The organism is Prevotella sp. PTAC, assembly GCF_013166535.1.
Lineage (GTDB): Bacteria > Bacteroidota > Bacteroidia > Bacteroidales > Bacteroidaceae > Prevotella.
Genome location: NZ_JABKKK010000005.1, coordinates 175,288 through 189,557 on the forward strand (window position 1 = coordinate 175,288; position 14,270 = coordinate 189,557).

12 protein-coding genes and 1 other RNA gene are annotated in these 14,270 nt (G+C 43.8%); 4 read left to right on the forward strand and 9 right to left on the reverse strand.

Going from position 1 to position 14,270, the window contains the following annotated elements; all coding sequences use genetic code 11:
* Positions 1-21: 21 nt before the first annotated feature.
* On the forward strand, positions 22-1,611 hold the full coding sequence (locus tag HPS53_RS05240) for an OmpP1/FadL family transporter (protein ID WP_172204833.1): 1,590 nt from the start codon (positions 22-24) through the stop codon (positions 1,609-1,611).
* Between the two features lie 146 nt (positions 1,612-1,757).
* Here the strand turns inward: HPS53_RS05240 and HPS53_RS05245 are convergent, their stop codons facing one another.
* The 6 genes from HPS53_RS05245 to HPS53_RS05270 form a co-directional block, all read right to left on the reverse strand.
* On the reverse strand, positions 1,758-2,024 hold the full coding sequence (locus HPS53_RS05245; RefSeq protein WP_104369086.1) for a PqqD family protein: 267 nt from the start codon (positions 2,022-2,024) through the stop codon (positions 1,758-1,760).
* A 16-nt stretch (positions 2,025-2,040) separates the two neighbouring features.
* Positions 2,041-2,493 carry a S24/S26 family peptidase gene (locus HPS53_RS05250; RefSeq protein WP_172204835.1) on the reverse strand — a complete coding sequence of 151 codons (453 nt, stop codon included), beginning with the start codon at positions 2,491-2,493 and terminating at the stop codon, positions 2,041-2,043.
* A gap of 220 nt (positions 2,494-2,713) precedes the next feature.
* The gene (locus HPS53_RS05255; protein WP_172204837.1) at positions 2,714-3,607 is read right to left on the reverse strand and encodes a hypothetical protein; all 894 of its coding nucleotides are present in this window, start codon (positions 3,605-3,607) and stop codon (positions 2,714-2,716) included.
* A complete protein-coding gene (locus HPS53_RS05260; protein ID WP_172204839.1) occupies positions 3,604-4,038 on the reverse strand; it encodes a hypothetical protein in 435 nt (144 codons plus the stop codon). Before HPS53_RS05260 ends, HPS53_RS05255 begins: the two co-directional genes overlap by 4 nt.
* A 7-nt stretch (positions 4,039-4,045) precedes the next feature.
* Positions 4,046-4,909 carry an RNA polymerase sigma factor RpoD/SigA gene (locus tag HPS53_RS05265; RefSeq protein WP_172204841.1) on the reverse strand — a complete coding sequence of 288 codons (864 nt, stop codon included), beginning with the start codon at positions 4,907-4,909 and terminating at the stop codon, positions 4,046-4,048.
* Positions 4,910-5,068: 159 nt separating this feature from the next.
* On the reverse strand, positions 5,069-6,520 hold the full coding sequence (locus HPS53_RS05270) for a Do family serine endopeptidase (RefSeq protein ID WP_172204921.1): 1,452 nt from the start codon (positions 6,518-6,520) through the stop codon (positions 5,069-5,071).
* A 353-nt stretch (positions 6,521-6,873) separates the two neighbouring features.
* Here HPS53_RS05270 and rnpB point away from each other — a divergent pair.
* An RNA gene (rnpB, locus tag HPS53_RS05275) (RNase P RNA component class A) lies at positions 6,874-7,241 on the forward strand.
* A 35-nt stretch (positions 7,242-7,276) separates the two neighbouring features.
* Complete coding sequence (locus tag HPS53_RS05280; RefSeq protein WP_172204843.1) at positions 7,277-8,596, forward strand: YihY/virulence factor BrkB family protein; 1,320 nt, start codon at positions 7,277-7,279, stop codon at positions 8,594-8,596.
* 177 nt (positions 8,597-8,773) lie between these two features.
* On the opposite strand, the gene thrC is transcribed toward HPS53_RS05280, so the two are convergent.
* The 3 genes from thrC to thrA form a co-directional block, all read right to left on the reverse strand.
* Complete coding sequence (gene thrC / locus HPS53_RS05285; protein ID WP_172204845.1) at positions 8,774-10,075, reverse strand: threonine synthase; 1,302 nt, start codon at positions 10,073-10,075, stop codon at positions 8,774-8,776.
* Positions 10,076-10,096: 21 nt separating this feature from the next.
* Positions 10,097-11,368 carry a cofactor-independent phosphoglycerate mutase gene (locus HPS53_RS05290; protein ID WP_172204847.1) on the reverse strand — a complete coding sequence of 424 codons (1,272 nt, stop codon included), beginning with the start codon at positions 11,366-11,368 and terminating at the stop codon, positions 10,097-10,099.
* Between the two features lie 72 nt (positions 11,369-11,440).
* Positions 11,441-13,888, reverse strand: a complete 2,448-nt coding sequence (gene thrA, locus HPS53_RS05295; RefSeq protein ID WP_172204849.1) for a bifunctional aspartate kinase/homoserine dehydrogenase I — start codon at positions 13,886-13,888, stop codon at positions 11,441-11,443.
* 187 nt (positions 13,889-14,075) lie between these two features.
* On the opposite strand from thrA, the gene HPS53_RS05300 reads away from it, so the two are divergent.
* On the forward strand, positions 14,076-14,252 hold the full coding sequence (locus tag HPS53_RS05300) for a hypothetical protein (protein ID WP_172204851.1): 177 nt from the start codon (positions 14,076-14,078) through the stop codon (positions 14,250-14,252).
* Positions 14,253-14,270 lie beyond the last annotated feature (18 nt).

Here is a 14,270-nt window from a genome sequence, read left to right on the forward strand (position 1 = left end):
AATATTAAAAGAACAACTGATATGAAAGTAAGATATTATTTGGCTGTTGCCTTGATGTGCGGGCTTATGCCGGCAGCGGCTCAGGAGACTTATGAGAATGCCAACATTGCGACGGGCGATTTGAATGGTACGGCGCGATATGTGGGAATGGGTGGAGCGATGGACGCTCTCGGAGCCGACATATCCACGATTGCCACCAACCCAGCGGGTATAGGACTTTTCAGACACTCGACGGCAAGCATGTCTTTCGGTCTCGTGTCTCAGGATGGAGCGGAAGACTTCTCAACCGGCAATAAGACAAACCTGAGTTTCGACCAGATAGGATTTGTATACTCGAACCGTTTGGGACGTAGTTCGTTTGTGAACTTCGGTTTCAACTATCACAAGAGCCGTAATTTCAACCATATACTGAAAGCTGCCGGGCGTATGGCTGCCGACGCATCGCAGAACAAGATGTCGTATAACAAGGATGTTGCGGCTGCGGAGAACGGTTGGGACTTCGTAGAGATAAAAGACGATGAAGTAATATCGAATGACCTTGCGTATAGTGTGACGGACTATTTGTACTACAATACGATATTGTATAATCCTCTGATAGACCCCAGCGGAAAAGATATATATCATTACTGTCCCTCTGAGCGCTATATGATGGACAGGGCAAGCAAAGGATATATAGGCGAATACGATTTCAATATCAGTGGAAACATAAACGACAGGGTTTATCTTGGACTTACGGTGGGGCTTCACGACGTTCACTATAAAAGCTATTCGGAATATGCGGAGCTGTTCGCCCCAAACCATAAAGGGCTTGGAGGTACTCTGCTTGAAGACTCTCGTGAAATCACCGGACTGGGTTTCGACTTGAAAGCAGGTGTGATATTCCGTCCGTTTGAGAACTCGCCCTTCAGAATAGGTATGTCTATTGCCACGCCTACGTGGTACGACCTTACGACCCGTAACTACACGACACTCCTGATAGACGACACTAATGCCAATCCGGAGACATATCGCGGGCTTGGTTCTCTCAGCCTGTCGGAAAGCTATGACTTCAAGCTTTATACTCCATGGCGGTTCGGATTAAGTCTCGGACATACGATAGGAAACTACCTTGCCCTCGGCGCTTCGTACGAATATGCCGATTATGGCAATCTTGACAGTCGTGTAAACGACGGGTATGACTATTATGGCAATGAGACAAGCGTATCCGACGAATGGATGAACGAACACACCAAAAACACTCTTAAAGGTATATCGACATTGAAACTGGGTGCCGAGTTCAAGCCCGATCCCGCCATTGCCGTTCGTCTCGGTTTTAATTATGTATCGCCGATGTACGAGAAAAACGGGATGAAAGACGGCACACTCGACTCTTACGGGGTTATGTATCAGTCGGCGACAGACTGCACGAACTGGAAAGATACATACCGTGTGACGGCCGGTATCGGGTATCGTATAGACAAACTGTCTCTTGACCTTGCATATCAGTATAGTCAGACAGATGGCACTTTCCGTCCGTTTACAGATGTTCTCGATGCTTTGAATGTCGCTGATGCGGTAGATATAAGCAATAAGCGTAATCAGTTGCTGTTCACTGTAGGGTATACTTTCTGATGATTTGTGTCAATGTATTGTTGTGTCAAGCTGCATAATGGCACTGAGCGGTGATAATTTAGTGTAGAACGGAACATATATAAACCCACAGCCGCACTTCAAATAAAGATTTTGAAGTGCGGCTGTGGATTTTGGTTGAAATGTTATTATTCTATTATTCCGGCTTCATGCCATTTTAATATCATGGCTTCAACATCTTTTTGAGCGGTTGGCTGTTCCACATCGTATTCCTTGGTTAGCAACAGCACAAGTTCGTCTGTCGTGAATTCACGGCCTTGAACTTGTTGCCACAGGTACGCGGCGGTCTCGTTCATGCTTATTATCTTGCTGAAATCGATATTCTCTTTTCCCTCGGCCACGATGATATGCTCACCGCAAATTGTGCGCAGATTAAATCCTTTCTTCGTTATCATAATATTAATTGACTTATTATTGTTTTATGAATAAATGCCTGTGTAAGTACAGTAGGTATCGGCGGATAGGGTAGAGGCGTGTCCATAGCCATGAGTATATTAGCCATTTTGTTCCGTTTGTGTAATCCGCTGTGATTTTGTTCTTACGATAAAAACCTACGGCAGTGGCTTTGATATCATCCAGATGGCAGTATTCCACTCCCAGATTTCCGTCTCCGCGGAGAGTGGCTACATCGTCGTAAATATTTACTATGCGGTGGAGCACAAAATTACCCTCACTGATTTCCGCCAGAACAACATCGCCGACTTTTGCCTTTTTTGCTTTCGTTAGGAGGGCTTTATCACGTCCGTCTTCAAGAAACGGCCTCATACTGTATCCGCGTAATGGTAATGTGACGGTGTGCCCGGCTTCTATAATCTTAATGACTTCTGGTATAAATGTCGCATTTGGCATTTGTTTTGTTGTCATAAGGCTGTTTCTTTCATGTTTTGTCTGTTTGTTATTTAGTGCTTGTCGGATATATGTTGGCGAACATTTGGCATTCTGTTGATTTATTACGATTTTCTTTATTGCCCTTTATTCTGTTAGCGGTTTCTGTTTGTTTAAATACATTGTTGCCTTTATTCAAATAACTGTTCCTTATTCGTTTGATTGACAATCTGTTTGCTTATATATGATAAATTACTTTTTAGGAGCCGCTTCCAGCTATTCCTTTATGACAGACCAGGGCTGCTTCTTTATCAGGCAGGCAGTGCATGGTGAACATCGGCACTGTTTCGACAAGTCGGGTGATTATGTTACAGATATTATTATAAATAATGCTGTCCCATTTCATTGAAGAGCATGAAGGGAGCATTGATGCAAATGCCTGAACTGGGCGTAGCCTTTCTATACGGTTTGCGGGTGCCCGGTCAATTCTTGTTACAGCTCCCAAGGGCGCTTTTATATCTTTATAACACGGAGTCTTGCCGCTCCATGGTGAACCGTATAGGAATGGTTTACCATCAATAATTCTTATTATGGGATTGTCATCATTCATTAATTCCGTGCCTTGGATATGCTTCAGCCACAGGCTTGAATGGGTGCTTTTACCGGTTCCGCTCTTGGCAATGAAAGGATAGGCATAGCCGCTGTGGCTAACGCATGATGCATGGATTAGAAGTGTGTCTTGATGACTGCCCCGGAACGCGAAAATCAACATAAGGGCATCATTTAATCCAAAGCTGCGCATCGTCGCCGTCCCGTTCAATGCGCAGGTGCACAGGCTGAAGTCTTTGTTTGTGTGCAGTAAACAGCACGGATTATTGTATATGTCTTTTATGATATACTGATAGCCGCCGTCAGGCAGTGTATATACCAAAGTATCTCCGTTGCCGGTGTCACATTTCTTTATATGCTCTTTTTCCTGTGCCGGCTGCAGATTGTCGTCTACCGTGAGGGTAAACAACAGACAATCCGTTTCCGGCTGTTCGGTTTCAAAAACGGAGAAAGAAGGCAGCAAAGAAATGCTGTTTTGGTTTGAGTCTTCAAAAACTATGGATATATAAAAGTCCGCGATACGGAAGAAGTGCCGCTTTTTCATTCTACTTCTTCTATGCTCATGTCAATCCCTTTGAATTTGAATTCGCCTGTTTCCAGAAAACGAACATCAAACGGAGTCTTGGCTTTGACGGTATATTTGTTTTTCAATTTTATCAGTTTTTTCTCCACATCCTTTTTCTTTTGTCCGAAGAATACCACGCATGTTCTTGCCGGCATATTCTTCTGTTGGGCGAAGTAATTCTTTAACTGATAAGAGTAGTTGTCACGACCGAGCAGGAATTTGCTTTTTGTGTCGATCCAAACGCTATCTACCGTTTGTACATTCGTAAAGTAAACGACCGAGTCTGTAAATGCGGCAGAAAAGCCGAACATGTATGCCTTTGGCAGCATTTTTTTCTTTGCGGAAACCTCTCCCACGGAAAAAAATGAGATTAATATTGCCGCAATTGTAACGTATTTAAGTGATTTCATTATTCTTTTATTGTCCTAAATATGATTTTAACAGTATATTATTCGTATTATTTCTCAATTGCCTGATGGCTTTCTCCTTTATCTGTCGCACACGTTCTCGTGTAAGTCCGTATTTTGTTCCTATCTCATCGAGGGTCATTTCATTCATGTTAATGCCGAAAAAGGCTTTGAGGATGTTCCTTTCCTTTTCACTCAGACATTTCAGAATTTCGTTTATTTCCGTGCGTAACGATTCCGCTACCAGCTCTTTGTCTGCCATTGTCGAGTCGTTAGAGGCCATGGTATCGAGCAGTGTGTTCTCTTCTCCGTCCGTGAACGGGGCATCTACCGATACATGATGGCTGCCGACCGTCAGGACATCGTTTATTTTGTCTTGTGGCATGTCTGTCCTTTCTGATATTTCTTCTGCCGAAGGCCGTCTTTCAAACTCTTGTTCGAATTTGTTCAACTCCTTGTTTATCTTGTTTACCGAGCCGATTTGGTTCAAAGGCAACCTCACCATTCTGCTCTGTTCCGCGATGGCTTGAAGTATGCTTTGGCGTATCCACCACACAGCGTATGATATGAACTTAAATCCCCGTGTCTCGTCAAACTTCTCCGCGGCTTTTATCAGTCCTACGTTACCTTCGTTTATGAGATCGGGCAGACTCAGACCTTGATTTTGATATTGTTTTGCCACGGACACGACAAACCTCAGATTGGCTTTTACAAGTCTTTCGAGCGCTTTTCTGTCACCGTCATGGATACGTCTTGCGAGTTCCACTTCCTCATCGACCGATACCAGTTCCTCGCGACCTATTTCTTGAAGATATTTGTCGAGAGTGACATTGTCTCTATTGGTGATAGACTTGTTTATTTTTAGTTGTCTCATAGTCGTGTGGGTTATAGTTGATGCAAAGTTAAAGTTTTTTTCCGAAATGCCAAATTAATGTGCAATAAAAAGAAAAAGGAAAGAGGCGAAGAGCAGGTAAGCACAGTGTTTTTTTGCCTTCCTTGCTTTTCACCTCTTTATAGTGTCAAATGATTGTTGTCATTCGTTTTGCAACGGAACGGCAAAGTATGCTTTCTTACCTGTCGGGTAGATACCTTGTATGTATAGCACAGGATCCTTGCTCGTAGAGGCGTCTTTGACAACTTTCTGCATGTCGTCTATCGTCTTAATAGTCTCGTCGTTGACTCTCTGTATTATAAATCCGCGGGCTATTCCGGTCTCTTTAAGTTTACCGTTGTTAACCTTTATGACCTCAATACCGTAGCTTATGCTGAGTTGTTTTTTCTGAGCCTCGGTGATTTCGCGGAAGTTTGCTCCCAATACATCAAGATCGGCATTCTTTACCACTTTGGTATTTCCCTGCTCGTTTTTGAGCACTACAGTTTCGGTTATCTTTTTCTTATTGTGCAGGTAGGTGATTGTCAGCTTGTCGCCGGGGCGTTTCTTGCTGATAATCTCTTGGAGTTCGGCCATTCGTGTCACTTTTTGTCCGTCTGCCGAGATTATCACGTCACCTTTCTTTATTCCTGCGTCGAATGCCGCTCCCTCGTCCATCACTTCGTCAACGTAGATGCCTTCCATCGTTCCGAGGTCAACTTCCTTGCCTTGTTCTTTTTGCGCATCTACATAGTTTTTCACGTCTCCGCCTTTAATTCCTATCCAAGCGCGCTGTACCACACCGAATTTTTTCAGGTCTTCCACAATCTTGTTCATTATCGTAGTAGGTATGGCAAATCCATAACCGCTATAAGAACCAGTCGGAGAGTAGAGCATGGCGTTGATACCAACGAGCTCACCGCGTGTGTTTACCAATGCGCCTCCTGAGTTGCCGGCATTGATGGCGGCATCTGTCTGGATGAAAGACTCTACATTGTTGGCGCCGAGCGAGCGGGCCTTTGCGCTTACTATACCTGCTGTGACAGTATTGTTGAGGCCGAGCGGATTGCCTACGGCAAGTACCCATTCGCCGATTTTAAGGTCTTCGCTGTTTGCTATAGTTATAGCTGGCAGGTTTTTGCCGTCTATCTTTATTAGCGCAAGGTCTGTGGTCTTGTCTGTTCCGATTATTCTCGCCGAGTGTTCTTGGTTGTCATTAAGTGTTACTGTCAGTTCGTCGGCTCCCTCAACCACGTGGTTGTTGGTTACGATATATCCGTCGGTAGAGATGATGACACCCGAACCGGTGGCCGTTTTCTTCGGAGTCTGTACCTGGCGCTTCTGTGTTCCACCGTTGCCACGTCCGAAAAATCCTCCGAACGGGTCTGAGAAGAAATCGCTGAACGGGTCGCTCTGAACCTCTACCGTCTTTATCTTGCTGTTCTGTACATATTTGATATGTACAACTGAGGGCAGCGCTTTTTCGGCTGCATAAGTAAGGTCAACCGGTTGTCCAGCCGGAGTTGCAGCACCGGCTTTGTTGAAAGCGGCAACAGAAAAAATGATTGCCACCATGCAGATTGCCGGAAGTAAATAGTTTACGATCTTTTTCATCATAGAAATGTTTTTATGTTACATTAGTTATCAAATTATTATCGCTTATTTTAAACGTTGCAAATATATCAGCAATTTTTGTTTTTCTGCCATTTTGGCATTTTAATTTGTCGCAATTTAACAGTTATAAAACTGCCGTTAACGGCTGTTTGCGTTGAATGCTGTCAATTTTACAAATCTTTAAAATAACAAATCGTTACAGAGGCCTTTTAGAAGTGTTTCGTGATTATGCTTGTTTGGAGCGGTTTTATTTCTATAATCCGATAATGACTGCCTGATAACTGTTTGCCGTTCTTAAAAAGACTTTATTGTTTTGCCGTTTCGATATTTTGCAGTACTTTTGCAGAATGAAAGCAGTGCTCCGGTCTGTCGCCGGCACCGTCATTGGTGCGGGAGGAAAGTCCGGGCAGCGTAGGGCGCTCAGCTTCCGAAAACAGAAGCCATTGGCGACAGTGGGATATGGCAGAAGAGAATGACCGCCGCGCCGAAAGGGGCGGTAAGGGTGAGAAGGTGGTGTAAGAGACTACCGGCCGGCGGGTGATCGTCGGGCCGTGCCATCCTGAGGCTGCAAGTTCGCGTATACCGTCGTTTGAGGGTTGCCCGCCCGAAAATATCCGACGGAGGGTAGAATGCTTGAGCCGCGTGGTGACATGCGGATTAGATAAATGACGGACACCGCTGTATGGTGGTACAGAACCCGGCTTATAGGGGCAGTGCTTTCTTTATTTTGAATGTTGGTGTTTCTTGATTTTGGGTATGAAAGAGAAGTTGATGGATTTGGTGAGATTTCTTAAAGTTGACATCTGGCAGATATCAACAGGTGATGTCTCACCACTGAGATATCTACTTTATAGCATTGTCAAGAAACTGATGATCACTATACGTTTTTTCACGACGAAGCGTGTGATGAACCATGCCTCCGCACTTACTTATTCGACACTCTTGGCTATTGTCCCGATTTTGGCTGTCGTGTTTGCGATAGCTCGCGGATTCGGATATAACAGATATATAGAGACATGGTTTAGAGGTACATTCGAGTCGCAGCCTCAAGCTGCCGATGTGATTGTTGGGTTTGTCAACAGTTATCTTGTACATACGAAGAGCGGAATATTTCTTGGTGTCGGTCTTGTATTTATGTTGTATACTGTCTTGATGCTTGTAAGCAATATAGAGGTGACTTTCAATGAGATATGGCAGGTTAAGAAGCCGAGAAGCATATTCCGGACGTTTACCGACTATCTTGCCATGTTGCTGCTATTCCCTATTATAATAGTGCTGACATCAGGATTGTCTATTTTCATGGCTACCATAGCCGACAGCATGCCCGACATATTGTTGCTCGGACCTATGATGCGTTTTATCATTGCCTTGTTGCCTTATGTGCTGATGTCTGCCATGTTCATTGGGCTTTATATCTTCATGCCAAACACACACGTGAAATTCAGGTATGTGGTGGTGCCTGGAATTTTGGCCGGAGTGGCTATGCAATGGTTACAGTTGTTCTATATACATTCTCAGATGTGGGTGAGCAGCTATAATGCCATTTACGGTTCGTTTGCGGCACTGCCGTTATTTATGTTGTGGATGCAGATTTCATGGACGATATGTTTGTTTGGGGCGACATTGTGCTATGCCAATCAAAATCTCAGTTATTATGATTATAACACCAAGACATCGAATATAAGCCATCGCTATCAGATAATGCTCAGCGCATTGCTTGCCGCTCGTATATGCCGCAGATTTGACAAAGGTCAGCAGCCATATACGGCAATGGAACTGCGTGCCGAGACCGGTATACCGATAAGGGTGGTGAATGATTTGCTTTATGAAATGATCGATTCCCGCCTGCTTATCGAGATTACGTCAGACGAGAAAGGAGAACCGTCGCAGTTTGTTCCGGCGGAGAATGTTGAGAATTTGAGTCTTGGTGTTCTCATAGACCGATTGGAATCTCGGGGTCGCTGGAAAATAGACCTTCCGTTAGATGACTTTTATAATGATAATTGGCGGCAGGCATTTGAAGAACGACGCATATATTTAAGAAAATCAAGAAGTATATTACTTAAAAACATGTAGTATGGGTACATGTTAATGGAGAATAATTGTCTGTTGGTTACGGTATAATCATGTAGTAAAAAAACAGGTGAAGACTTAATAAATAGTCTTCACCTGTTTTCTTTATTCGGTTTTCTTCAGTCATATTTATTTGAGAATTTATGTATAATGGTGTAATTACACATAATACATGGAGGCTTATCGGCTCATGAGAAACTCCTTGAAAGCGCTGAATTCTTTTGGCATTACAATGCTCCGTTTCTCACCTCTCATGAAAGCTGCGAGTCGTGAGGGGATTTTAATTTCGCATCCAATGACTGGTTCTACGGTATCTTTGAACTTTGCCGGATGCGCTGTTTCGCAGAAAACACCGGTTTCCCTTTCTTTAAGCAGGTCTTTCAGTGCCTGATAACCGCACGCTCCATGAGGATCGAGGATATATCCGGTTGTTTTATAGCATTCGGCTATGGTCTCTTTGATACTCTCGTCGCTATACGTAGCTCCACTGACAAGTGCTTTTATTGAGCTATGATCATATTCATATAAATCATATATGCGGGCAAAATTGCTCGGGTCGCCTACATCCATAGCATTTGCTATGGTCTGTCTGCTCGGCATCGGCTCGTATTTTCCGGTTTGAAGGTATTTATAGAAAATGTCGTTTGCGTTGTTGGCGGCGATAAATCGCTTTATAGGTAGCCCCATACGGTGCCCGAACAGGGCGGCGGTAATGTTCCCGAAGTTGCCGCTTGGCACGCACATTACCAGGTTGTCTGTCTTCCCTAGTTCTTTCATCCGTGCATAAGCATTGAAATAGTAGAAAGCCTGTGGCAGAAAACGGGCGACATTTATCGAGTTTGCCGATGTCAGTTTCATGTGCTCATTCAGTTCTTTATCCATGAAAGCGCTCTTTACTAAGGCTTGACAATCATCGAAAACGCCTTCTACTTCAATTGCCGTTATGTTCTGTCCGAGTGTAGTGAACTGGCATTCCTGTATCTTACTTACTTTTCCTTTGGGGTAAAGCACGTATACATGTATTCCATCTACGCCAAAAAAACCATTGGCAACAGCGGAGCCGGTGTCTCCGCTTGTGGCTACGAGGACGTTTACTTGTTCTCGCTTTTCCTTGCGTATGAAATATTGCAGGAGTCTGGCCATGAACCGTGCTCCTACGTCTTTGAACGCAAGGGTGGGGCCGTGGAAAAGTTCCAAGCTGTAAATATTGTCTTCAACTTTCTCTACCGGACAATCGAATTCCAAAGTCTCATATACTATTTTGCGTAACTCGTCATACTCAACGTCATCTCCGAAAAATGCGTCAGCCACCTTATATGCAATTTCTTGGAATGTCATTGTCTCGATAGTATCGAAAAAATCGGAAGGCATTGCCTTTATCTTCTCAGGCATATAAAGTCCTCTGTCACTCGCCAGACCTTTTACCACCGCTTCATGTAGTGTGGCATTGGGGGCTTGTCGGTTTGTACTGTAATATTTCATATATTGTTTTTATTCATTATATTATTTGTCAATGGCCATAAACTCATGCATAAATTCGCTGAGTCTTAACAGGCCGTAACTACCGTCCACACAGCTTTGTTCATTGTATTGATGTACATTGTCTGGCATTATGTTCTTATGCCATATTAAGAATGGTACAGGTTCGTTCATGTGTGTACGTATTTCCACAGGTGTGGGATGGTCGGGGAGTATGGCTATGCACACGTTTTCTCCCTTCCATTTCATTATTTCATCATATATCGGTTTGATTATTCGGCTGTCGAGATCTTCTATTGTTCTCAGTTTTAATTCAAGATCACCGTCGTGTCCGGCCTCATCGCTAGCTTCTATGTGAAGGAAAACAAAGTCGTCTCCTTCTTTCAAGGCGTTTATCGCAGCTTGTGCCTTGCCTTCGTAGTTGGTATCGGCTTGTCCGGTCATGCCGTCAACGACAATATTTTTCAGTCCGGCATATTTTCCAATGCCTCTGATTAGGTCTACAGCGGAGATTACGGAGCCGTTTTTTATTTGCGGATACATTTTTTGTAATGTTTTCATGCGCGGTCTGTATCCGCCGCTCCACGGCCATATACTGTTTGCTTTCTCTTTGCGTCCTTGATTGAAAGGATGCGATTCAAGCAATTCTTGCGACTTTAATATCAGTCTGTTTATCAGTTCAGCAGTTTCTACAGCGGTCAATCTTTGTAACGGCTGGGCTGAATCCGCGTTTTTGTTCTCGTCTGTTTTTGCTGTATCATTATTGTCAGCCTTAACTAATAACGGTCTCCATGGTTCTTCCGGATGATCATGTGGCGGAGCACAGACAATATTTTTGTTACCTCCTTTTATTACAAGTAAATGCCGATATTGTATTCCGGTGATGAATCTAATGCGATTATTTCCGAGCTTTTCGTTCAGAAAGGCGATAAGCGTATCGCTTTCTTCGGTTGTGAGATGTCCTCCGTGATGATTTTTTATTTCTCCGTCTTTAATGGTTATGATGTTGCACCGCATTGCAAGATCGTCTTCTTGCATATCATAACCGATGCTTGCGGCTTCGAGAGGGCCTCTTCCCTCGTATACCTCATCAAGGTCATATCCAAGTATAGCAGTGTTGGCCACCTCACTGCCTGGACTGTATCCTTCCGGTACGGTAATCAGTTTGCCTGTTCGTCCGCTTTTTGCAAGCATGTTCATGTATTTCGGGCGAGTGTATTCCAGCAGTGTTTTACCGCCGAGCCGCCCGATAGGATGGTCGGCCATACCGTCTCCCAATATAATAAGGTGTTTCATTTCTTTACTCTGTTTTTACTCATTAACTACATGTTCATCATATTCAGGCTTCTCACATTGTGTCTCCTTTAATCATATATTCGCAATTGACATGATGTTTGCGAAAACTCCGGCAGCAGTAACTCCGGCTCCGGCTCCATATCCTTGTATCTGCATAGGATACTCACGATAGCGTTCTGTTGTTAGCAGTACAATGTTGTTGGATCCTTCCAGGCCATAGAACGGATGCCCGACAGGAACAGCTTCAAGACTTACGCTTGTCTTTCCCATGTCCATTTTTGCCACAAATCGCCATCGTTTGTTTTCTCTTTCAATAATTTCCCGTTTACGTTCAAACTCATTATCGAGTGAAGGCAATGCTTTCCAAAAGTCATTCAAACTGCCTTTCAGCAGTTCGTTCGGTATGAAGAGATTTTTCTCCACGTCGTCTTGTTCCACTTTGTAGCCGGCCTCTCTTGCCAATATGACAAGTTTGCGAACCACATCCTTGCCGCTCAAGTCTATGCGTGGGTCTGGTTCGCTGTATCCCTGCTCCTTGGCACGCCGTACGGTTTCAGAAAAAGGCACGTCTGCCGCTATTTCGTTGAAAATGAAATTGAGCGTTCCACTGAGCACGGCTTCTATCTTTAATATTTTATCTCCCGAACTGCAGAGGTCACCTATTGTTCCTATTATTGGTAAACCGGCTCCTACGTTGGTTTCGAACAGAAATTTTACTCCACGGCGCAATGCCGTGTCTTTGAGTTTGCGATAGCTCTCGTAGTCGCCAGATGCCGCTATTTTATTTGCCGCCACCACGCTGACATTGTGTTCAAGCAGGGTCTTGTATATGCCTGCGACTTCTTCGCTTGCAGTGCAGTCAACAAAAACGCTGTTGAAAATGTTCATTCCTGTAATTTCATTTACGAGCCGTCTCATATCGCTTGGCTGAGCATCGGCGAGTGCTTTTCTATAAGTACTCAGATCTATTCCATCTCGTGAAAACAGGGCTTTGCTGCTTGATGAAATGCCGACAACATTCAACTTCAACCTTCTTGTGCGCATCAATTCATCGTATTGGGTGCGTATCTGTTCTATCAGATTGCCGCCAACTGTGCCAATACCGCAGATAAATAGGTTGAGTACTTTGTATTCGCTAAGGAAAAATGAATCGTGAAGAACATTGAGGGACTTTCTAAGGTATTTTGAGCTAACCACGAACGATATGTTTGTCTCTGAAGCACCCTGTGCGCAGGCAATAACGCTGATACCGCTACGGCCCAGTGTGCCGAACAGTTTTCCGGCGATGCCGGGCGTGTGTTTCATGTTTTCGCCTACGATCGCAATAGTGGCCAGGCCGCTTTCTGCGTGCATTGGGAACATGGCTCCTGTTTCTATCTCTTTGACAAACTCGCTGTCAAGAACTTTCACAGCCTCATCAGCATCCTCGTCCCGTACACCTATGGATGTTGAGTTTTCCGAAGAAGCTTGACTGACCATGAACACAGATATGCCGTGATCGGCCAATGCGGTGAATATTCGCCTGTTGACCCCAATGACACCGACCATAGAAAGACCGGTGACAGTGATGAGTGTAGTACCTCCGATACTTGAAATACCCTTAATGGGCTTGCTGTCGTTGGTTACCTTGTTTTTTATTATCGTTCCGGGATTTTCGGGGTTAAATGTGTTTTTTACTATTATCGGTATGTTCTTTACACATACTGGATATATCGTCGGCGGATATATAACCTTGGCTCCGAAGTTGCAAAGCTCCATCGCTTCTACATAGCTCAGTTCGGCAATTGTATATGCTGTGGGTATCACTCTTGGATCGGCAGTCATGAAGCCGTTAACGTCAGTCCATATTTCAAGTGTCTCTGCGTCCAATGCTGCAGCGATTATAGCTGCAGTATAATCACTTCCGCCGCGTCCGAGATTGGTTGTTTCGCCGGTGTTCTTATCAGTACTGATAAATCCAGGAACCACACATACCTTTGATGATATGGTCTTGTTGTCATTCGCCATAAAAGCGTCTTTTACAAGCTTCGCTGTCAGTTCGCTGTCGAGAGTATTTTTGCCGTGTTTCAGTTCTGTTTTGATAAACTCGCGTGAATCAAACCACTGTGCATCCTTCATGATTGCCGCTGTGATTCGGCTGCTCATGCGTTCCCCATAGCTCACGATTGCGGCCAGGGTTTTCGGGCTTAAATCCTTTATCAAAAACAGACCGTAATATATGGAACGTAGTTCTTCTGCCAATTTGTTGATGTCTGTTTTCAATATACGGCACTGTTCCAGATCTGTGAATACGGAATCAATCATATCGTGATGCCTATGCACAATATCGGTAAATTCATCCTTATACCGTTCGTCGCCATGCATTGCAAGTCTCGATGTGGCGATTAGTTTGTCTGTTATGCCACCGAGTGCACTTACCACTACTATTACCTGCTGTTCCTGTCGCTCAACGATGCGTTTGAGATTCAGGATGCTCTCTGCGGAACCTACGGATGTTCCACCGAACTTCAATACTTTCATTCTCTTCCTGTTTGTCTTTGTTTATATGTATCCCTGTTACAAACCGGGGATTTTATTTCAAAATGCGAGTAATAAGCCACAAATTTAATAAGATTAATCGGTATAACCAACAAAATTACTGTGTTAATGAAACTTTTACGTTATATTTGCTTATAATTTGTAATTATGACAGTGAAGCTGATAATGTATGCCTGCAATAGATGTTGGTGTTTTTGTAAATATGTTCATGTACTTTGTTGTAAAGATACTGTATGGTAGAAATGTTCATACAAGCTTTTTACTTTGTCATTTATTGATTATCTTTGCAACGGATAGAGCTGGAGGTTATTTTCCCCAATTTAAGGTGGAAGGCGAAAAACCTTGAAGTTTCGGTTTTATTGTA